23 protein-coding genes are annotated in these 20,450 nt (G+C 32.9%); 13 read left to right on the forward strand and 10 right to left on the reverse strand.

The genetic code is table 11. The features are described 5' to 3' along the window. A partial coding sequence (locus tag AC3OCB_RS01125) for an FAD-binding protein (protein WP_498340331.1) occupies positions 1-1,784 on the reverse strand: 1,784 nt, incomplete at its 3' end. Between the two features lie 6 nt (positions 1,785-1,790). Continuing rightward, positions 1,791-2,231, reverse strand: coding sequence for an HIT family protein (locus AC3OCB_RS01130; protein ID WP_498340332.1), 441 nt, complete (start codon positions 2,229-2,231; stop codon positions 1,791-1,793). A gap of 40 nt (positions 2,232-2,271) precedes the next feature. Between AC3OCB_RS01130 and AC3OCB_RS01135 the strand changes: the two genes are divergently transcribed. Further along, positions 2,272-2,883: a hypothetical protein gene (locus tag AC3OCB_RS01135; protein WP_498340333.1), complete on the forward strand. Its 612-nt coding sequence runs from the start codon at positions 2,272-2,274 to the stop codon at positions 2,881-2,883. Next, positions 2,883-3,410, forward strand: coding sequence for an NUDIX hydrolase (locus AC3OCB_RS01140; RefSeq protein WP_498340334.1), 528 nt, complete (start codon positions 2,883-2,885; stop codon positions 3,408-3,410). Before AC3OCB_RS01135 ends, AC3OCB_RS01140 begins: the two co-directional genes overlap by 1 nt. Here the strand turns inward: AC3OCB_RS01140 and AC3OCB_RS01145 are convergent. Beyond that, the gene (locus AC3OCB_RS01145; protein WP_498340335.1) at positions 3,364-4,032 is read right to left on the reverse strand and encodes a chlorite dismutase family protein; all 669 of its coding nucleotides are present in this window, start codon (positions 4,030-4,032) and stop codon (positions 3,364-3,366) included. The genes AC3OCB_RS01140 and AC3OCB_RS01145 overlap by 47 nt on opposite strands. A gap of 237 nt (positions 4,033-4,269) precedes the next feature. Between AC3OCB_RS01145 and AC3OCB_RS01150 the strand changes: the two genes are divergently transcribed. From AC3OCB_RS01150 to AC3OCB_RS01190, 9 genes are all read left to right on the forward strand, one after another. Next, positions 4,270-4,422: a hypothetical protein gene (locus AC3OCB_RS01150; protein ID WP_498340336.1), complete on the forward strand. Its 153-nt coding sequence runs from the start codon at positions 4,270-4,272 to the stop codon at positions 4,420-4,422. Positions 4,423-4,562: 140 nt separating this feature from the next. Further along, positions 4,563-5,081 carry an NTPase gene (locus AC3OCB_RS01155; protein WP_498340337.1) on the forward strand — a complete coding sequence of 173 codons (519 nt, stop codon included), beginning with the start codon at positions 4,563-4,565 and terminating at the stop codon, positions 5,079-5,081. 32 nt (positions 5,082-5,113) lie between these two features. Further along, positions 5,114-6,697, forward strand: a complete 1,584-nt coding sequence (locus AC3OCB_RS01160; protein ID WP_498340338.1) for a hypothetical protein — start codon at positions 5,114-5,116, stop codon at positions 6,695-6,697. A gap of 2 nt (positions 6,698-6,699) precedes the next feature. Further along, positions 6,700-7,536, forward strand: a complete 837-nt coding sequence (locus AC3OCB_RS01165; RefSeq protein WP_498340357.1) for an NAD+ synthase — start codon at positions 6,700-6,702, stop codon at positions 7,534-7,536. Continuing rightward, entirely contained in the window at positions 7,527-8,336 is an 810-nt protein-coding gene (locus AC3OCB_RS01170) for a nitrilase-related carbon-nitrogen hydrolase (protein ID WP_498340339.1), read from the forward strand. The genes AC3OCB_RS01165 and AC3OCB_RS01170 overlap by 10 nt, the downstream gene beginning before the upstream one ends. A 23-nt stretch (positions 8,337-8,359) precedes the next feature. Next, complete coding sequence (locus AC3OCB_RS01175; RefSeq protein WP_498340340.1) at positions 8,360-8,656, forward strand: hypothetical protein; 297 nt, start codon at positions 8,360-8,362, stop codon at positions 8,654-8,656. Positions 8,657-8,874: 218 nt separating this feature from the next. After that, the gene (locus AC3OCB_RS01180; protein WP_498340341.1) at positions 8,875-9,126 is read left to right on the forward strand and encodes an ArsR/SmtB family transcription factor; all 252 of its coding nucleotides are present in this window, start codon (positions 8,875-8,877) and stop codon (positions 9,124-9,126) included. 40 nt (positions 9,127-9,166) lie between these two features. Then, a complete protein-coding gene (locus AC3OCB_RS01185; protein WP_498340342.1) occupies positions 9,167-9,880 on the forward strand; it encodes a hypothetical protein in 714 nt (237 codons plus the stop codon). Further along, positions 9,877-10,377, forward strand: coding sequence for a hypothetical protein (locus tag AC3OCB_RS01190; RefSeq protein WP_498340343.1), 501 nt, complete (start codon positions 9,877-9,879; stop codon positions 10,375-10,377). Before AC3OCB_RS01185 ends, AC3OCB_RS01190 begins: the two co-directional genes overlap by 4 nt. On the opposite strand, the gene AC3OCB_RS01195 is transcribed toward AC3OCB_RS01190, so the two are convergent. The 5 genes from AC3OCB_RS01195 to AC3OCB_RS01215 all read right to left on the reverse strand — a co-directional run bounded on the left by AC3OCB_RS01195 (position 10,370) and on the right by AC3OCB_RS01215 (position 14,789). Beyond that, positions 10,370-10,654 carry a 4a-hydroxytetrahydrobiopterin dehydratase gene (locus AC3OCB_RS01195; RefSeq protein WP_498340344.1) on the reverse strand — a complete coding sequence of 95 codons (285 nt, stop codon included), beginning with the start codon at positions 10,652-10,654 and terminating at the stop codon, positions 10,370-10,372. The two genes, AC3OCB_RS01190 and AC3OCB_RS01195, sit on opposite strands and share 8 nt — an antisense overlap. 67 nt (positions 10,655-10,721) lie before the next feature. After that, positions 10,722-11,534 carry a mechanosensitive ion channel family protein gene (locus AC3OCB_RS01200; RefSeq protein WP_498340345.1) on the reverse strand — a complete coding sequence of 271 codons (813 nt, stop codon included), beginning with the start codon at positions 11,532-11,534 and terminating at the stop codon, positions 10,722-10,724. Positions 11,535-11,567: 33 nt separating this feature from the next. Next, positions 11,568-11,897 (reverse strand): DUF6788 family protein, encoded by a 330-nt coding sequence (locus AC3OCB_RS01205; RefSeq protein ID WP_498340346.1) that lies wholly within the window; start codon positions 11,895-11,897, stop codon positions 11,568-11,570. A 31-nt stretch (positions 11,898-11,928) separates the two neighbouring features. Beyond that, complete coding sequence (locus tag AC3OCB_RS01210) at positions 11,929-13,089, reverse strand: Cdc6/Cdc18 family protein (protein WP_498340348.1); 1,161 nt, start codon at positions 13,087-13,089, stop codon at positions 11,929-11,931. Between the two features lie 470 nt (positions 13,090-13,559). Further along, positions 13,560-14,789 carry an NADP-dependent isocitrate dehydrogenase gene (locus AC3OCB_RS01215; RefSeq protein ID WP_498340349.1) on the reverse strand — a complete coding sequence of 410 codons (1,230 nt, stop codon included), beginning with the start codon at positions 14,787-14,789 and terminating at the stop codon, positions 13,560-13,562. A gap of 144 nt (positions 14,790-14,933) precedes the next feature. Between AC3OCB_RS01215 and AC3OCB_RS01220 the strand changes: the two genes are divergently transcribed. Then, on the forward strand, positions 14,934-18,185 hold the full coding sequence (locus AC3OCB_RS01220; RefSeq protein WP_498340351.1) for a S53 family peptidase: 3,252 nt from the start codon (positions 14,934-14,936) through the stop codon (positions 18,183-18,185). A 1-nt stretch (position 18,186) separates the two neighbouring features. Here AC3OCB_RS01220 and AC3OCB_RS01225 read toward each other — a convergent pair whose 3' ends face one another. Together AC3OCB_RS01225 and AC3OCB_RS01230 are read right to left on the reverse strand one after the other, a co-directional pair. After that, positions 18,187-18,534, reverse strand: a complete 348-nt coding sequence (locus AC3OCB_RS01225) for a hypothetical protein (protein ID WP_498340353.1) — start codon at positions 18,532-18,534, stop codon at positions 18,187-18,189. Positions 18,535-18,573: 39 nt separating this feature from the next. Beyond that, entirely contained in the window at positions 18,574-19,944 is a 1,371-nt protein-coding gene (locus AC3OCB_RS01230; protein WP_498340355.1) for a coiled-coil domain-containing protein, read from the reverse strand. Between the two features lie 54 nt (positions 19,945-19,998). On the opposite strand from AC3OCB_RS01230, the gene AC3OCB_RS01235 reads away from it, so the two are divergent. After that, positions 19,999-20,450 (forward strand): Rossmann-fold NAD(P)-binding domain-containing protein (locus tag AC3OCB_RS01235; RefSeq protein WP_498340356.1); only part of this gene is annotated, 452 nt, incomplete at its 3' end.

The raw sequence follows: 20,450 nt of genomic DNA on the forward strand, positions 1-20,450 counted from the left end.
AGTTTTACTAGTAATGAGGATATTGGAATCTTAGCTGGACATACACCATCGCATAATCCACATTTATGACACCCAGAAATTTCGGCTATAGCAGAATCTGGTATATCCACACTTCTGTTCAAGTAGTACGAAGATATTGCACCTTTAACAAAGTCAAACATACCTTTAGGTGCATATGGGACTTGAGGAATTAACCTAAATTGTGGACATACTGTAACACACATTGCACAATCAATACATTCAAGCGAATAATCTGTAAATATGTCAAGGAATCTGCTCACAGCCTTATAACCATCAATCTCGCCACCAGGCATGATTGCCTTGACGAAACCTATTCCAAATCTAAACTGTAAAGCCTCTTGTTGCCTTTTTACAATCTCAAATACTACTTTACCTCTCTTCTTTGGCTCTAAGACTTTACCTGGATTAAATAATTCTTCCGGATCCATTTCCTCTTTATATTTTTTGATAACCTCATATCTGTCAACACCTAGTTGTTGAAAAGTTTTGCTCATTGCTGATAGTCTATTCCTTGAATATTTATGACCAAACATACCTATTGAAAGTAATGAACCGCCTACTTTAACAAAGGATTCCATCATTAAGGTATTCTTAGCTAAATCGTAAATCAACTTCTTATCATTGGGCTTTAAGGAAACCTCAGTAAACGCATTAACAAGCAAAACTTCTCTTTTTTCTAGGTCTATATCTAAGTCAAAACCAGTATTTGGATCCAATTCACCCAGCTTTCCAAGAAAACCGCCAAGCTCATTTACTAAATCTTGGATCTTTGTATAATGGATAAGACCGTGCTGGTGAATTAAAAGACCTTTTGTTCTTAATGCAGCTACTACACCATGGTTAAATGACCACCAACCAGTCCATTCACCTTCATATGTCTCAGCATTGAAAGTTTGAGCTATTCTATAAAGTTTAGGTTCAACTAATGAGGAACGCACAGAAGGATATAATATTATCATATTCCATTTCCCTGGCGAGAGCTTGACATTAAACTTCTGTGCAATATATGTAGAAATTGATGGGCCCCTCAATTGCACGTGCCATGCAGGTATAACTTCTCTATAGAACTCTCCTATAGCTCTAATAGCTGTATCAAATGAATCAAATGACAATACAAGAGCTTCCGTGGGAGAGTATTTTCTCAGTTTCATTCCCACCTTTACGATAATTCCAGTAATTCCCTCAGCTCCGGCTGCTAATGCTAAATTAGTGCCTTCAAGATGAACAAGCTCTCCCTTGGGATTTATCATATTTACGAATGTGACATTATCTGAGATAAAACCATATTCATAAGATCCAATACCCAACGCATCTCCTGCGACTCCTCCCCCTACAGTAGAGTCATAAGATGATGGAAAAGTTCTTAACTGCAATCCCTTGCTCTGGGCAGCCAAATCTACTAACTTCCAAGTAGCCCCAGGCTCTGTTATAGCAACCATATTATTTTCATCTACCTCAACTTTATCCATTTTAGAAAAATCAAGGATTATCCCCCCTTCTGTAGTTAATGCATTACCATATCTGTTTGTTCCCCTTCCATAGGGTGTTATTGGAACTTGATACTTCAAAGCTATTCTTATTGCATCTATCACATCCTCGGTTGAACTAGGATATATAACATAATCTGGAATAATCTTAATCTTAATGCCAGCCCAAACTAATTGGGGAACAAATCCCATATCTGCTGAATGGGATAATCTCTCTACAAGGCTATCAGAGAAATTATTACCGAATCTTGCTTCTAATTCTTCTCTCAATCCCAACTATCATCACCAGTTATATTTATCTTTAATCATTTTGACTGACTCATTAATAACTTTTTGTAATAATTCGTAATACTGAGAACTCATTTCTCTTCTTGGTGTAAAGTACTTGAAAATCTCTGGGTAGTCATTTGCCCACGTAGGAATTATATGTACATGCAAATGAAATATAACTTGGCCAGCACTTTCACCAACGTTGGTTAATATCCTTACTCCATCAGCCTTTACTGCATCTTTTACTGCAATACTAACTATTTTTACTACCTTTGCCAATCCGCTTAGGACTTCTTCTGGGGTCTCTAGATAATTTTCAAAATGCTCCTTCGGAACAACTAGAGTATGGCCTGGGGCCACTGGATATTTATCTAAAAAAGCAGCAAAATGTTCATCTTCATAGACAAAATAACCATCTAATTGTCTATTCAAAATCTTACAAAAAGTACACATATGAATAGTTATAAAATGCACACTTATGAATTTTAACTTGATGAGCATATCAACTTCAATCTTAATAGTTATCTTTGCCATTAGCTTTATCTCGAATATAATACCATTCGCTGGAGCTCCCTATACACTCATTGCAACAAATTTCTTGATAACATTCGGTAAAACACCTGAAAACCTTATTCTTGTCATTATCATATCTGGTGTCGGGGCAGCACTAGCCAAATCACTTACTTACCTACTCGGTATCGCATTAAGAAAGCCTTTACATAAAAATAAAAACATACCTCTTCTAGATAAATTCATAAAAAATAAATATTTCCCCTTGGCGCTTTTTATAACTGCAGTAATACCCGGATTACCTCTTGATGATTACCTTTATATGGGAGGTGGAATAACTAGAGCATCTCTTATGAAAATGTTGTTAATTACAGTACCTTCTAAAATATTAAAAAGTGCAATAGAAATACCAATAGAATTATTTGGAATAATAAAAATAAGCAATGTCACAAATATAAACCCACTATTTCTGTCTATAGGATTAACAATTTTGTTTATAGTTTTAGGAATTGTGTTAATAAAAATAGATTGGTATGGGGTTTATGAGAGAATTACTCAAAAGTACTTAAATAACCGAAGGTCTAATATCCCATAATGAAAATATTCTCTTCACCAAAATTCGATGTAATTATAGATAAATTTAATCTCCCAAATGGGAAAGAAGTTGAAAAAGCTTATGTAAAGCACAGAGGATCAGCAGTTATTGTACCTTTTGTAGATAAAGAAACAATTATCATGATTAAGCAATATAGACCGGTTGTTAATAAATGGCTGTATGAATTGCCTGCAGGTACAATAGATGAAGGAGAAAATGAGGAAACAACTGCAAAAAGAGAACTGGAAGAGGAAATTGGATACCAAGCTAAAAGTGTAACAAAACTATTCTCGTTTTATGTCTCACCGGGTGTTACTACAGAAGTTATGCATGTGTTTGTAGCAAAAGGACTAGTCAAAACTTCACAACACTTAGAAGAATATGAAGTTATTGAACCGTTTGAGATAAAACTTAGAGATGCAGTTAATATGGTACTAGATGGAAAACTAGAAGATGGTAAAACCATGCTTACTTTACTATTTATTTCGCAAAAATATCAAGATCTCCTTGCTCACCAACTAATATAGGCTCTTCTAATGTGATCCACTTCCTTGCCCTTGCTTCCCTCAGCTTTTCTACAACATTAGTCCACTTATAGAGGTCTGGGATTTCATATATTACTACAAACTCATAGTCTCCTATCCCAAAAGAGTAAGTTGTATATGACCTTATGCCTTCATTATCTGGATGCGTCTTAGCCATCTTAATATGTTCAGCCATAACATCACGTCTATCATCAAAAGGTAACAGGTACCACTCTGGGCTTTTTTTCATAGGATATGCAACAAAATATTTAAGGGGAGGAGTTCTTAGAAATGCAGATAAATCTTTATTTCCTCCCTCCATATAAGGAGAAGACTTGAAGATAGAGAACAATGATAGCTTCTCTATTAGGTAAGAATCTGTAACTGATTCAATTGCGTATCTAAATTCATTTAAAGGAGTTGTATTAAAATCCGAAGCCCAGTATATCAAATCGCCATCGTGTCTCAATGATAGAAACCTCTTTAGGGAGACCAATTTCCCCTCGTATTCCTTTTCTACCTCAGAAACCCTATTAAGAAATCTTTTTCTATCTTCTTTCTGTAGCTTCCACCAATCTTCAGAGAGCTTAAACATCCTAACAGTCATATAAACATAGTTTGACATGGTTTCACATAATGTATACACATGACATAAATAATAAGCTTAATTAAGATGGCATGTCTTCGTCTTTGAGGATGGAAGTGATGTCAGTGTCTTTCCCTCTAAATAGGACCTTTAGCATTTAGGACTAAGAATGCTCTATAAATAAGGTTATTCTCACTTTATAGTGAAGCTTATTTACTCTTACTAAATTAAGTCTTATGAGGAAAAGCTGGATGAAACTCCTCTTGATGATGCACAATGCGTGGAGGGGAGGGGATGACAGCGAAACTCAAATGGGAGGCTCATGGTGTTAGCCTCGACCGAGCCCCATTCTGTGTGGTTAATGTTGGTAATATCACACCTAGGGCTGATACAGACCGTGGATCTAAAAGTATCAATGAGTATCAATAAATGACATGGCCTGGGAAACGCTTCTATAACATATCCTTTTTAAGCATTAAGCTTTTACTACTGAAAACATCTCCTTTAAAGGAGAAAGCTAAGTTAAGTTAAAAACTATCAATAAAGATACAAAGAATGATTTAGCTAAAATGTTAAAACCATTACGTATTTATATAACTGGTGAACCAGGAGTAGGGAAAACCACTCTCCTTTTGAAGATCGTTAATGAATTATCACGTAAAGGTATAAATGTTTCCGGTTTTTATTGTCCAGAGGTTAGAGAAAGAGGAAAGAGAGTAGGCTTTAAAATAAAGAGCTTTGATGAAAAAATAGAAGATTGGTTGGCTAATATTTACGGCGAAAATAATATTAAGATTGGAAAATACAACGTGATCTTAACTGAAGAAACTATTAAGAAACTGGAGGAAGAAATATTTAAAGCAGATATATTGGCAATAGACGAGATAGGTCCAATGGAACTTTCGATACCTAAACTAAAAGGGTTAATAGATAAAATACTCCAAAGCAACTACAATTTAATAGCTGTTGTCCATAGAAGAATCAAATTGACTGACGGAAAAATATACATAGTTACGCGAAGTAATAGAGAATTACTAGCTGATGAGATATTAAATTATATACTCGCATCGCTTCATTCTTCGAAATAACTATTTATATTCTTTAACGTGAGTACTACCATGTGGATATTGAAATAAGACATAAATTACTATACTTAATCTTGGCCTCTATAATACTATATACCATTTATCTTATAAATTATAGAACAAGCATATTATCTAATCCTTTATCAGCCGCTGTCTCCTCCCTAACTTTCTTTTCTGCAGTAAGTATAATTATAATTACTCTTTACCCAGAGTTGCTTGACCCTAAGAGAAACTTATCCAAAATAGATGATTACATAGCATTTATAGCAACGATAACATTCATTATGCTTAGCATTTCGCTTATAAATAATTTCGGAACTGATGATATGGAATATATTTATGAATCACTAAATTACCTGTTCTCTGGTAAAGACCCTTATTTAATGACATATAGCCCTAACTCAGTTTCTCCTACTTACCTAATCAACGGAAATATAGCAACTAACTTTATCTATCCTCCTTTCTCATTTATTCTTTATATTCCTATATTCTTGTTTATTAAGTATTTGGACGCCCCTGGTTACTACATCAACATAATTAATGTAATCTTTGATGTAATCCTAATCATACTTATCTATATTGAAGGGAGAAAGAAACAGGACCCCTTTGCTTTATTACCAGTAATTTTCCTTTATATACTGACAGCAGTAGCTATTTCACCGTTCTATGGTGTAAACATAGTGGTTCCGGCTACATTTCTACTTATAGCTTATCTTCGTAACAATAAATTTGGAGGAGTTAGTCTAGCTTTAGCAACTTCATTTTCCCAACTAAGTTGGATAGCTTTACCATTCCTTCTAATATATAAAATAAAAGGAGAAAATAATAAGAAAAATATAAGAGATTATACTATTTACTTCTTCTTAACATTGATTTCTTTAAACGTACCGTTTCTACTGTGGAATTACAAAGCATTCCTTAACATTTTTACAACAGATATCTCTACGATCCCTGTCGGAGAAATAGGACTAACCGTCATTAATTATTCTGGGCTATTTCAGTTAGAACCATGGTTCTTTACATTTTCAGAGATTATTGTGTCAATATTTCTAATATATATTTATTATAGATTTTTTAGTGTGTTAAAGGAAAGTCTATGGCTTTATCCCATGATAATAAGTTGGTTTATGTGGAGGACTTTAACGGAATATTTCTTTATGTGGATTCCGTTATTATTTGTAGGAGTATACCGGCAAAATTACACTCTACCTAAGATCAAAATTAATGTAAAAAGAGACTTATTGACACCTCTCTTTTTAATACTTGTTGTATTCCTTTCTACTGGAGTTTATGCTCATGAAACTTATGTAAGTAGTAATCCATTAAGAATAGTTGAGGTAGATCCTTTAGGAAAAATGCCTTATACGGCTCTTCAGGTTCAAGTTAAAAACCTTGGAGCTAAACCAATAAATATAACGCTCGTAAGAGTTTCATTACCTAACAACTTAAATATGGTATGGAATTTTACATATGCAGAAGTACCTCCTAACTCTACAGCAATATTTTTCGCATTTGCCCCTAATTATAATGAATCGATTAACTCCACAACATTTGTTGTAGAAGTCTACTCTTACTATTACTTCGCTACATATAAGGTAAATGTTACTAATATAACTTGATGATGCCCGATTATGTAAGACAAAGGCTTTCCTTAGATTTTGCTAGAGTTACATCATATCTAACAAAAAGAATAAAAGAGTATATAGAAGAAAGTAGAAAAGTCGGAGGAATAATAGGCCTAAGTGGAGGTATAGATTCTTCCGTAACAACAATTTTGCTTTCGAAAGCTACTAAAAACTTTCATATTTTACTTATGCCGTCATCTTCTACATCTAAAAAAGACATAGAAGATGCAATGAAGATTATAAAAAGTCTTAATGCTGAAGATAAATATACTCTAATAAATATCGATAATATTACTGAGAATTTCTCTAACTTAGTTAAAACTACAGATAAAATAATAATAGGAAACATAAAGGCAAGAATAAGAATGATACTCTTATACGCCTTTGCCCAAAAAATGAACTATCTTGTGATAGGTACCGGAGATAAGAGCGAAATAATGCTTGGGTATTTTACTAAATATGGTGATGGAGGGGTTGATGTATTACCAATAGGAGACCTTTACAAAACTCAAGTAAGAATGCTCGGGGAATATTTAGGAATACCAGAAGATATAGTTAACAAACCTCCATCTCCTGCCCTTTGGGAAGGACAGACAGCAGAAGGAGAAATAGGTCTTGATTATGAAACAATTGATTCAATCCTTTATCTCAAATTTGAAGAAATGAGAGAAATAGAAGAAATATCGGAAATGACTAATACAGATCAAGTAAAGATACAAAAGATAATAAATATGGTTAAAACTTCCCAACATAAGAGATTACCACCAGAAATATTTAGATTAAGCGGAAGAGCAGTTAACTCAGATTGGAGGTATCCTAGACAATGGGGTTAAAAATAGAGTTAGCACAAATAAGACCAAAACTTGGTGATGTAAAATTAAACTTAGAAAAACACCTGGAGATAGTAAAGTCGTCAACAGCAGATTGTATAATATTCCCTGAGCTTTCACTTACCGGATATGTACTTAGGGATTTAGTCTATGAAGTATACAAGGAGGGTGAGAGAGCTGTAGAGAAACTGTCAGATGAAAATAAATGCATTGTGGCTGGTCTAGTAAAAGAAACTAGACCCGGAATTTTAAGAAACAGCACGGTCATTATAATTAATCATAAAGCCGATTATGTTTATAAATTTTATTTACCTACTTATGGTTTATTTGAAGAAAGAAGATATTTTCAGCCTGGAGATCCAAAAAAAGACTTGAAAATTTTTGAATATAAAGGAATAAAATTTGGGGTTATAATATGTGAAGATGCTTGGCATTACGAACCTATTCAAGCACTTACATTAATGGGAGCTGATTCCATATTTATCCCTGCTTCATCCCCAATGAGAAGGTTATCAGTAAAGCTTGGAATTGAAGATAATTGGGAGGCTCTACTAAAAGCTCATTCACTAATCAATGGCATTTGGACAGTTTTTGTTAATAATGTAGGAAGCCAAGAAGAAGAGTTTTTCTGGGGAGGTTCTATGGTGGTTTCCCCAAGTGGAGAAATAATTAGCAAAGCAAAATTATTTGAAGAAGATAGTATAATAACTGAAATTAACTTAAATGAGGTAAGGAAAAATAGATTTTTCAGTAGTTTCAGAGAGCATAATAGGGATTTTTACGACGCTTTGATGAACCTATAAATTTATTTTCCTTTTGTATTAAAATGATAGATAGAATGCTAGCACAAAGAAGTAGCATTATTTGGTTACTCTTAATGATATTGCTAATAGCACTTCTAATTGGCTCAGTGTTCAACCCCTTACTTTTATTCCCTGCTATTGGAGTTTCGATACTTCAATCAGGTTTTAATAAAGGGTTCTTACCAATACCATTCTCGTTAATTTTACTTCTATTACTAGGTTTAAGAGGAGATTATTACTCCATAGCTATAATGACCATCCTAGCTTTTCTTGTGTTAATACTAATAACCAATAGGATTAGGTACTATCCATTTAATTAAGTATACTCTAATAAGGTAGGAGACTAAAGCTAACTTATGGACAAACTAGAACTTACTTTAGTTATAATAAACGTTATTTTTACCTTTACCCTGTCGAGTCTCTTTGCTTTTAATCTCAGTTTTATAGCAATAAAACTAATTTTAACACTAGGAAATAGAGAGAAATTGAAAACAGAAAAGGCTTAGAGTTAAACAATATTTAGGCTAAGATATAACACATGAGCATACTAAAATTTGAAGACCTGCTAGAGTTACCCGGATGGGATACAAGGAAGAAAATAATGGAAGAGTTAAAGTTGGGCCCTAGAAATGCGTATGAGCTATCTAAAACATTAGATCTAAATTATTCTACAATAAGATACCATCTAGAACTATTACAGAGATTTGGTTTAGTAAATATAAAAAAGAATAAAAAATATTATTATGAACTAACAAAAACCGGGCTCATTTTATTAAATGATATGAAGTAAGAAGTTTTATTTTTAAATACTCTATCTCAAACTTTAATTTATGAAATGCTCAACAGAAGATAATAGAGATATAAGAGGATTTAATTTTCTTTTAGATAACTGTGACAAGGAATACCTTTCAAATAAGTTCCAAGAGTTCAGAAAATTAGCTAATCAAAATGGAAAGACCTACATCATAAGACTTGCTGACAGTAACTATTATAGATTTGAAGTTTTAATGGTACCAAACTCTGTTACGCTACTTTCAATAGCTACTGCGAGAGGAGCAAATAATATAAACTTAAGGGACTTCTCATCTCTTGAAGAACTAGCGTCTTTAAGTTGCTGTGCATATCAAAATGAGAAACTAAAGGAACTGGTAAGTCAATTTTTAGGAGAACAAAAAGGATACGAATCTGAAATTGTAGATTTAGAGGAAAAAAGAATTGAGATAGATGTTACTCCTAACTGTGATAAAGTTATTTGGAGTAATGAATTGAAATTGCCAGAAGAAGCAGAAGGTAAATGGACTACTTCAGAACTAGCTAAAACAGAGAGACTTTTTCTTAAAGCTTTAGCAGGACAAGCAAAACTCATAACAATATCGACAGAAAGACCTCAAAACTCAATAAAGTTTAATTCCTTTGAAAGATTAGGCAGTTTATGTTGTTTCGTCAATATTTTGCTAAATAAATTAAAAGAGTGTAACGGATTAACAGAGGCACTTTTACCATTTTTGCAACAAGAAACTAAAACAAAAAGGAGAAAGAAATGAATGAAGTCAAACCTATTTATGCTAGAGGATTTTTTAATATGAATTCATTTGGAGAAACCAATCAAGTCACAGTTTTTTATTATTATGATAAGGATGGATATTATGCATCTTTGAAAAAGAACGAAGTAAAAGATGAAATAAGAAAATTAAAAGAGAATATGCAGTACTACCTTAATCAAGAAGTGATAAAAATAAATGGGGTGAGAGTAAGGGCAAAGGTCGTTTTTGTAAGATTAGGGCTTCTTTCTATAAAATATCCTTTCGTAGAGTTTTTAATAAGATTCAAAGGGTCTCTGAAGAAAGGAGTTAACGAATATGAAGACGTTTACGAGGAAGAAGTTACCGAATATCCTTATGAGGCATTATGGGTTTTACCGGGGAAAGTTACAGGGTATAAGATATCTGGAAATGTAAAAGTAAGAGGAGACATACTTTTTCTAAAAGTAAGAAAAGGGATTAAAGTCGGTGGAACGGAAAAAATAAGATTTGTTATTTAGCTAGAGAATCAATTTTCTTAGCTAACTCTATATCTAAATCGCTCAAACTCCCTACATCATGCGTAGTAAGCTGAATTACAACTTTGTTATAATAAATACAAACATCAGGATGATGATCCATTTCATCTGCTATTGGTTCAATTTTATTAAGAAAATTAACTGCCTCTTTAAAGTTTTCAAAAGTAAAAGTCTTTTCCAATCTATTTCCACTTAGTTCCCAACCATTTTTTAACTCCTTAAGCCTCTCTTTTATTTCCTCTTCAGAAAGTTTTTTCATACTTATCAATTCTTTATAAAATAATAAAAGCCTAATTTATGAAAAAGGGTCGAAACTCAAAAAAACTTCACTTTAATTCCGAAGCCATTCTTTTTATTAAGGCGTAAACTAAGGGTATTAATAATATTGCAAATGCTATTGCTAGACCCCATGATAATGTTTGAATAATTGATAGTACTTGAGCAAAGGGCTGCATAATTATTGCTGTTGCAATCAGTAGAAATAATGTGTATAGTAAGAATTTCCCATAAGTTGCTATATACCCGGCATTTGGATCAGATTTTGATATACTCTCCATTGCTTTATCTACTATTGAGAAACCAAATAGTAATACCACTGAGCCTATTATGATGTCATAGAACAGATACGGGCTTATGAAAGGTATCCAGTAGAATATTGCTAATGTTGCTGCTAATGTTATAATAATCGCATATAGACCAAATTTTAAAATATTCAATATAATCCCAATAAATGGATCATTTATTGCCATTTGTTTATTCATGTAATCTACTAAAACGTTAACTAGTGTTACTCCTAAAGTTAGCAATAAGATTGCACCAGCTAAGTATGGTAAATATCTAGCAACTTCTGCTACATAAACAGTTGCCGATCCTAAGTTGAGGACTGAAAACGCTATAGCTAAAGTTAGTAAAATTATTAAGGCCTCTATTGTGCCTGCAACTAAGCCTGCACTAACTTGTATGTGGGATTGTGTAAATAGTCTACTTAGAACTCTATTAACTACAGCCGCTACTACTTTTGCTACTATATAGCCTATTATAACAATTATTATAAAAAGTATTATCGATGGAATTGCATCTATTATTTCTGTCGCCAAGTTTGTCAGAGCTTGAGATATTGAAGCGTCTATAACCAACATGGTAATATAATTCTAGCTTAATAGAATAAAAAGTTAACTAGATAAATTCTCGTCTAAAATGTTCATAATTCGTATTAATATTCTATTTATTTTCTCTCTTTCTTGTTTTAATAAACTTAATTTACTTCTTAATTCATAAGAATCTTTCAATTTTGCTTCTATGTCTTTAGGATCTTTTCCTATATATTTACTTTTTAATCTGCCATCTTCCCAATACCTTAAATAATAGTAAGTTTTACCATTAATCTGCTTAGCTTCTAAATGACCACTTGGAAGCTCCTTTAGCGATTTTTCTAGATTTACAATTTTCTCTTCAAGCTCTTTTTTCCTTTCTTCTAATTCCTTGACTTTCTCCCATAACATTGGGATCACCATTTACAGTATAAAGGCAGTGTTACATCTGCTCTTCAGACCCTAAATTCATCGTATCCTCAAGAACCTTACGAATTTTATCCTTATCAGTAATTTCTATATACTTCCTTATACCACCAGCCCTTCCCTTATTTATTATCTTAACCTTTAATATACCAAACATATCTAACTCTGAGATAACATCTGAGAAACGTCTATATGAAAGAGGTTTTTGTTTATATTGATTACATAAGTCTGTATAAATCTTGTGAGCTGTAACTACATCTTCTGCATCCATAGCTGCCATTAAAGCCAACTTATAGTGGAAAGGAAGAGCTTTAATAGCCTCAATTAGCCTTTCTTGCTCATATTCAATTATTGCCCTGTCCACATGCTCCTTTCTAATGAAACCTTCACCTGAGGCTAGTTGAGCAGCCCTAAACAGCAAATTTACAGCTTTTCTAGCATCACCATGCTCTTTAGCTGAAATTGCTGCTATATAAGATAAAATGTCATCATTATAAGTGCCTCTAAAAAGACCATATTCAGCGTAAATTGATAAAATTCTCTTTAACTGCTCTGCGTCATAAGGTTTAAAGAATACAGTAGGGCCTAAGGATGATAACACTCTAGGCTCCATATAATCCCTTATATTAATATCATTACTAATCATTATGACGGAAATATCAGCATCAGCTCTTAATAACTGATAAAGGACTATATCTCCTCCTCTCCTCTTAATTAAAGTATCAACTTCGTCTAGGTAAACCAAAGCCTTTTTGTTATCTAGTTCCTCTTTTATTTTTTCGATATATTCGCCTAAATTTATTCCATGTTTTGGAACTTCAACTTTTGTTAGCTTTTCTGTTAATACCGATAATACTGCTTGAGGAGTCCCTCCCACTTCTCTACAATTTATATAAACCTGCTTAACCTTATTATAGTCTTGATCTTCTTGTTTGACATCTTCAATTTCATTTAACATGTATCTAGCAACAAACGTTTTCCCAGTACCGGTAAGCCCTAAGAACAAGGTGGAAAACCTAACATCAGACTTGACAAAATATCTGACAGCAATAGCTACTTCTCTTAATATATCTTCCCTAAATGGAATATCTTTAAACACTGTTAAAGGGTCGATGAAAACCCTAGGATCTTTGATTACCTCCCCTTTCCCTCCTTTCAATGCTTCCTTTATTGACACATCATTTCCTTCGTTTCATACGTTATTTTAGTTTTCAATATTATTTTATGGTGTTACCTTATCAACTTAAACGCAAGGAATACGTATATTTTACTCCCCAATTTTACAGTAAATTTCCTCTGTTTCCATAAAATAAGATACCCTATTTTATTATATATATTGTGACTGAAAAAATATTACAATTTAGTGTTTATATTATTTCGACGGGTAATACTAGGTATAAGAGTTTATATAATAATATTTTTCAGAGACTCCAAATTTCCAATGTTATAAGTTGTTTTACTGAAATGTAAACGCTAAAAGTTTGTATATTGTTTTTGTTTTTCCTTTTCTACATGTCACGAGAAAAAGAAAAAGAAGGAAAAAGTAACTTGTGCAAACCTGGGTCTCTGTCTTTTTATTGGAGTACGTAAGGTTAAAGAAACGTAAGAAATTTACTGTAAAGACTGGGGAGTTAATTGTGGACTTAGTTATAACGTATCTATTATTTTTACTAGTTCATCTGCATACTCTTTCGTGCCTAATGGGTTTACTCCCATAAACCTTGCTATATCTTGTGTTACTTTTTTCTGCTTTATGGCTAAGTCTATTGCTTTTTCTATCAGGTCAGCAGCTTCGTTCCATCCCATCCATCTTAACATCAGTTCTCCGGACTTTATTATGCCTGTGGGATTCGCTACGTTCTTACCTGCATACTTTGGAGCAGTACCATGGATAGCCTCGAACATTCCGCCTTCATCTCCTATATTCGCTCCTCCTAACATACCGATATTCCCGATTAAAGCTCCTGCAGCATCAGAAATATAATCACCATTAACATTAGGTGCTAAAATTATATCATATTCATCCGGCCTAATAATAATTTGCTGGAACATGTTATCTGCGATTCTATCATTCATTATGAGCTTACCATTAGCAGATACACCTTGGTTTATTTCCTCTTCAGTTACAATAAAGTCCCTAAATTCATTTAATGCGACCTCATAAGCCCACTCTCTAAAAGCTCCCTCAGTGTATTTCATTACATTACCTTTATGCATCACAGTAACTTTTCTCCTTTTATGCTCTAGTGCATACTGGAGAGCTAACCTAGTTATTCTCTGAGTTTTATATTTACTCATAACTTTTATTCCTATTCCAGTATCATCTTCTACTTCTACTTTTAGTTCATTTCTTAAGAAATCTCTTATCTTTTTAGCTTCTTCACTATTAAATGGATATTCTATTCCTCTGTATAAATCGTCAGTGTTTTCCCTGAATATTATCATATCTACTTTTTCAGGGTTCTTTAAAGGACTCTCTAACCCTTGTATATACTTTACTGGTCTTATGTTTGCGTATAAGTCAAGCATTAATCTTATTGCAACATTTACTGATTTCCAACCTTTTCCAATTAGTGTTTCTAAAGGCCCCTTTAGCACTACTCTATACTTTAATAACATGTCTTGAGTCTCTTTAGGAAATCTATCACCAGTTAATCTATAAGCTTTTTCACCTGCATAAACTTCTAACCATTTTATTTCCCTAGAACTCTTATATGCTTTTTCTACTGCTTTATTAATTACTTTTATTGCAGCGTTTGTAATCTCTGGTCCTATACCATCTCCTTCTATATAAAGTATTACTGGCTTATTGGGTGTTACCCATTTTCCCTTATCAAACCTGATTTTTTCTCCATCTTCTGGTTCTTTGTATAACATTTATGTTTTACGTATTCAACTAGATTATTATATTTTACTTTGTGGATTCACATTTTTATTTGCTAATCTTTGTATTATTTTGAAAAAATTATAGGTAAGTGTATATGGAAAAATTATAAAAGTATAACCGAGAGGTTTTTGTTAATGATGTGGTCATTACTTTTCTTAATTTTAGCACTCTCAACTCCAATTATCCCTATATATTTGACCCCAAACAGTAGTAGCGTAAATACAGTAAGCCGGATTCCTAGTAATCAACTAGTTAACGTAGCTATTGTCATTCCTCCTAAAAATTTAGCTTTACTACAAACATATGTGCAACAGCACGTTGTAATTAATTCCTCGCAACTACAAACTCTCTTCATACCCAATGAAACAATAAATAGGACTATTAGTTATTTAGAGTCTAAGGGTATAACTCCTCAAGTAACCTTAAATGTAATCTCTTTCCAAGCAAAAGCTGGTGAAGTAGAGAAATTATTTCACGGAGAGTTCATTACTACTAATATTCTCGGTAAAAAAGTATACTATTTTGTCGGATCTAATTCTCCCGGTATAATATTGGCTACTAATTTGACTTACTTATTCCTTTCAAAACCTACCAACTTGGTTAAGATAACTCAAGCCGTAGCATATAACTCAGTTTTACCGCAAGATATACAATTAGCCTATAACATCTCATACTTACTTGAACATGGAATAAATGGTAGCGGAGTCAACATTGGTATTTTAGGTTTTGAAGGAGATCCCTATATTTTCCAACAACTACAGTCATTTGATTCCCAATACAATCTACCTAATCCACCTGTTTTCAAGGTCATACCTATAGGAGCTTATAACCCAAATGATGGTATAGCAAGTGGATGGGCATTGGAGATTTCTTTAGATGTCGAATACGCTCATGCAGCTGCGCCCGGTGCAGGTATTTATCTTTACGTTGCTAATCCTTCCTTATCTTTACCTCAAGCAATAGCATATATTGTTCAACAAGACCAAGTTAGCGTAGTTTCACAAAGTTTTGGTATACCAGAAATTTATTTCTTGTTAGGTCTTTTACCAATGTCATATTTACAATCAATGGTTTATGAGTATTGGCTAGGAGAAGCTGAAGGAATAACTTTTCTAGCTGCATCTGGGGATGCTGGCGGTAATGGATATAACTTTTATTTAAGTCCATTAGGTTCAACTATTGTTCCTTCCTCTATACCATATGTTTTATCGGTTGGTGGTTCAACACTCTACGTTTCTGGTAATTCCACATATCAAACCGCATGGAGCGGAGAAAGTATAATAGGTAGCTCTACTGGTGGTTATAGCACTATTTTCCCTGCCCCTCCATATCAAGGGTTAAATGGTTTTAGAGTGACTCCAGATGTTGTTGCTGATGGTAATCCTTACTCCGGTGTACCCGTTTTATATTACTATAATGAGACATATCTAGTTGGAGGGACTTCTCTTGCAACTCCTATCGTTGCTGGCATAATAGCTCTTGCTGTCCAAGTCCATGGAAAGTTAGGTTTTATAAATCCGTTAATATATTCTCTTCAAGGAACTAAAGCTTTAGTCCCAGTTGACTTTGGTTATAACACACCATATATAGCTAATTCATCTCTTAACCCAGTTACCGGGCTTGGTTATATTAATGCCGGATACTTTGTTTCGCTTTTAAAGAAACCTAGTGTAACGTTATCAATAGCAACGTATAATAGTACCTTTTTACTCGGTCAAACTATCAAAATCGTAGGTTATTTAACTGGGGAGTCAAAACTACCCAATAGCATTACCGCCTATGTTTATAATGGCTCTAACATAGTTGATCAAGTTCAGCTTATTTATAATGGTTCTGCTTATGTTGGAGAGTTTTCTTTATCACATTCTGGAGTCTACGAAATTTATTCAAAATATGGTAACGCTTACGGTTTTACTTACATTACTGTGGGTTATCAAGCATTGTTTATATTTCCAGAAGTTGCAATATATCCAATACCTACAAGTATACCGGTTTTAGTTATGATAACTTATCCTAATGGTTCATTGGTATCCTCTTACAGTTCTGCTAATTTAATAGTTTATAAAGAGAATCAGAGTACTGGTAGCTTAACACAAATAACACAATCACAACTTCAGAACCTACCTATAATTAATATTTCCAGTTTAGGTATTACTGTTTCTTACAAATCCGGTATGCTCGAAGGTTATGTTAATTTATCTAAAACAGAGTTTGGAGGAGTTTATGTCTTTTCAGTAAATAACACTATAGGCCTTGACGAAATAGTCCTAGGAATGTATGTAGTTCCAGTTATAATCACTAACTCATTTACAGAGCCCACTTCAGCATATAACGGTGAGAATATAACTTTAGAAGTAATAGCAGAGAGTTTAGGTATGCCTAATATAACAGTATCATTCATACACAATGGGAAAGTTTACTATTCTACTCAAGTTAATGCAATCACTGTAGGTTCCTCATCATACTATATAGCTCAAGTTAAAGTACCTTCTTCCTTACCAAGTGGTTATTATATGGTTAAAGCTTATGGAAACTATAGTAATGGGTCTTACACCGCTTTTGGCGTTGGATATACCCAGATTTACATAGCTAATAAGCCCCTTTTACTATCTGCTAAAGTGAATTCAGTGGTATTTGAAAACAGTAGTGTAAACGTGAATGCGAGTATTTACTACCCAAATGGGAGTAAAGTAAAGTATGGAATTTTCAGCGCAATATTCGTTCCCAGCTATCTTTCCAGTCAGATGGAAAACTTACAATTGTCCTATTCTGTAAATCTGCAATATGATAATGGGTATTGGATAGGCAACTTTTCCATTCCCCCAGGTAGTTATAATAACTCTGGAGTTACTACAGATCAGATAGCAGGATTGTGGAACGTCTACATAGTTGGAAGCTCCGCTGATGGAATTCCTTTACCATTCAATTCAACATTAAACTATAATAGTTTATCAATTCAGCCTGTCGCAAGTACCGTATCTTTCTTAGTCTTACCTTATAATTTTGTGCCAATCTTTACCGGAAGCTACGCTTATCATATTTATGCAGATAAGGCTGTAATAGAAAATAAGACAGCTGTCTTTATTGACTCTATAGTGAATGATTTGACAGCTGTAAATTCAACTATATATTCTTATACATCTCAATTTAAACAGGTAACACTAGTCAATTCAAAAATAGTAAACATAGGGAATGTGTCTAACTTGACTACTCAACAAAGTTCAGTAACTATTACCTCACCGCCAACTTTCACCACTGTAATCTCTAATCAACAAGTAACAACATTTGGAGAACTGTTTATTGGGGAGTTCCTCTTAGCTCTAGCTATTATAGGAGCTTCTGTTGCTGTTTATATGGTATGGGATAGAAGAAGTAATAAAAGGTGATTCACTTTATATCAGTTATAATGCCCATCCAAGCATTTTCATCATAAATGAGATATTCCACTTCTAAGTAAATCTTTTTTGTTGAATGTTTTGTTTTTATCTTTAACGGATAGATAAAGTAGTATACATCCCCTTCAACCTCTTTCTTTGCTCTTTCAGAGAACTCAACTTCATATCCGTAGCTCTCAACTATCTCTTGGATTTTAGTAGTAAGTTTGGCAGCAATTTCTTTCAATGATTCTCCATAAATAGGTTCAAAGGTTAATGCTCTAAGTTCTTTCTTTAGTGCTGACAAACTTTCTGAATATGATCTCTTGTGTCCTTTTTGCTTTGATTTATTCTTCTCCACAAGTTAAAGTTGTGAAATCAAACTTTAAAAAGAATTGTGTTAACCATAATATTCGTCGAGATTTCTTCTTACTCCCCACCCATCTTCATATAATTCATTGAGCCCTTGTTCTATTATTGATGATACTTGTTGCGTTCTTAGGTTGTCCTCAAATCCAGCATATTTTTGTGTAATTATATTATAGAATGTTGATAAATTTACATTTATATCAGAGGAAATCTCTGAAGCATCTTTCTTAAAGAAACCAAAGAATGATGATTGTTTTTTACTATTATATATCTGAGGCTGTATAACTCTTGTAGTATTGTTTATATCGACTACGAGTAAAAACGGTATTATTAATTCTACTTTTTCCGTATCAAAAGGGGCTCTCTTTACAAACAGTCTCAGTTTTTCTAGTTCATTATTACATATTTGCTTTAATTCTTCTAGTTGTTCAATTATATACTTCTGTAAACTATCTAGCTCCTTAATTTTAGCATCTATCGCATCAAGTTCTCTCTGTTTTTGTATTTTTAAAGCCTCTAATTGATTCTTTATATTTCTTATTTCTACCTTATACTTGTTCTTTATTTCATTAACTTTACTTTGAATTTCATTAAGGTATTTTGATTTAACAGATAGCATATTTTCAAGGTCTTTCTGAAAACTATTATCTGCTTCATATTCTAGTTCTATTTTTCCTATCATTACTTCTATTTCTGACATCTTCGAGTACAGTTTATTTGCTTCACTTCCTAATTCAGTCTCTAAACTCTTTTTTGACGTAGCTAATTGATTTTTAAGTGTCTCACTTTTCTCCTGGATCATAGCATTATATTTGTCTTCAATCTGTTTTCTTTCTTCTGCCCTCTTTCCTTTTATTATCGTTATGACAGTGTTTACTTTTCCTTCAATTTCATTTATTTTATTTATATTTTCTAAAATAGTATTTTCTCTTGAGTTGATATCATTAATAGAATTTTCTATGTCGAAACTAGTTAAATTTTTATCCAAGATTTTTAGTGGAAGAGGCTGACTACCATATGAAAATAGAGAGTTTATATCATCGGGAATTATCCCTTTAAATATTTCCTCTTCTCTTCCTTTGACCTCTTTCCATCTATAAGACTTCAGAATAGCTAAAACTTCTGATTCATTTTTATTATTTTCTATTTGATCAATTATCTTTTTATAGTCTTGTAATATTATAAACTGTAATTTTGTTTCGATGTTAAGAGTTTCATCAAAAATTATATAACCTCCAGTTTTTTCATGTTTTACCAAAAGGAGTGGCCATCCAATTAATGTAGCCTTTTTTATCTTTGTATTTTTAGGAGCTGCTTTTACTAAAGCTATAGCTAACTGTTTTGATACAGATAAAGGTTGATAATTAGAATCAACAGCTAACGGTAAGTATACACTACTCACGTATATAAATAATTGATAGCAAAATATATGTGTTTATGTTGCTTTGTTGTATTTATGAGTAGGCCTAACATTCTTGTGACTTTTAAGTTATTTCCTTATTGGTTAGATAAAATAAAACAATATGGTAATATAATTTCATGGAGTAGCGAAATTCCTCCAGATAAAGATTGGATAAAGGAAAATATCCGTGATGTAGATGGTCTACTTTGTACTTTGACTAATAAAATTGATAAAGATATTATAGATTCTGCCACAAAACTAAAGATCATAAGTACATACAGCGTTGGATATGATCACATCGATGTTAAATATGCAAAAAGTAAAGGGATAAAGATTGGTTATACCCCAGAAGTACTAACCGAAACTACGGCAGATTTAATTTTTGGTTTAATTCTTACAGTGGCTAGAAGAATTGTTGAAGGTGACAGAATAATTAGAGAAAATAGATGGAATATTCCATGGCAACCTGATTTTCTCTTAGGTTACGACGTTTATGGGAAGACTAT

Source organism: Sulfurisphaera sp. (assembly GCF_059755235.1).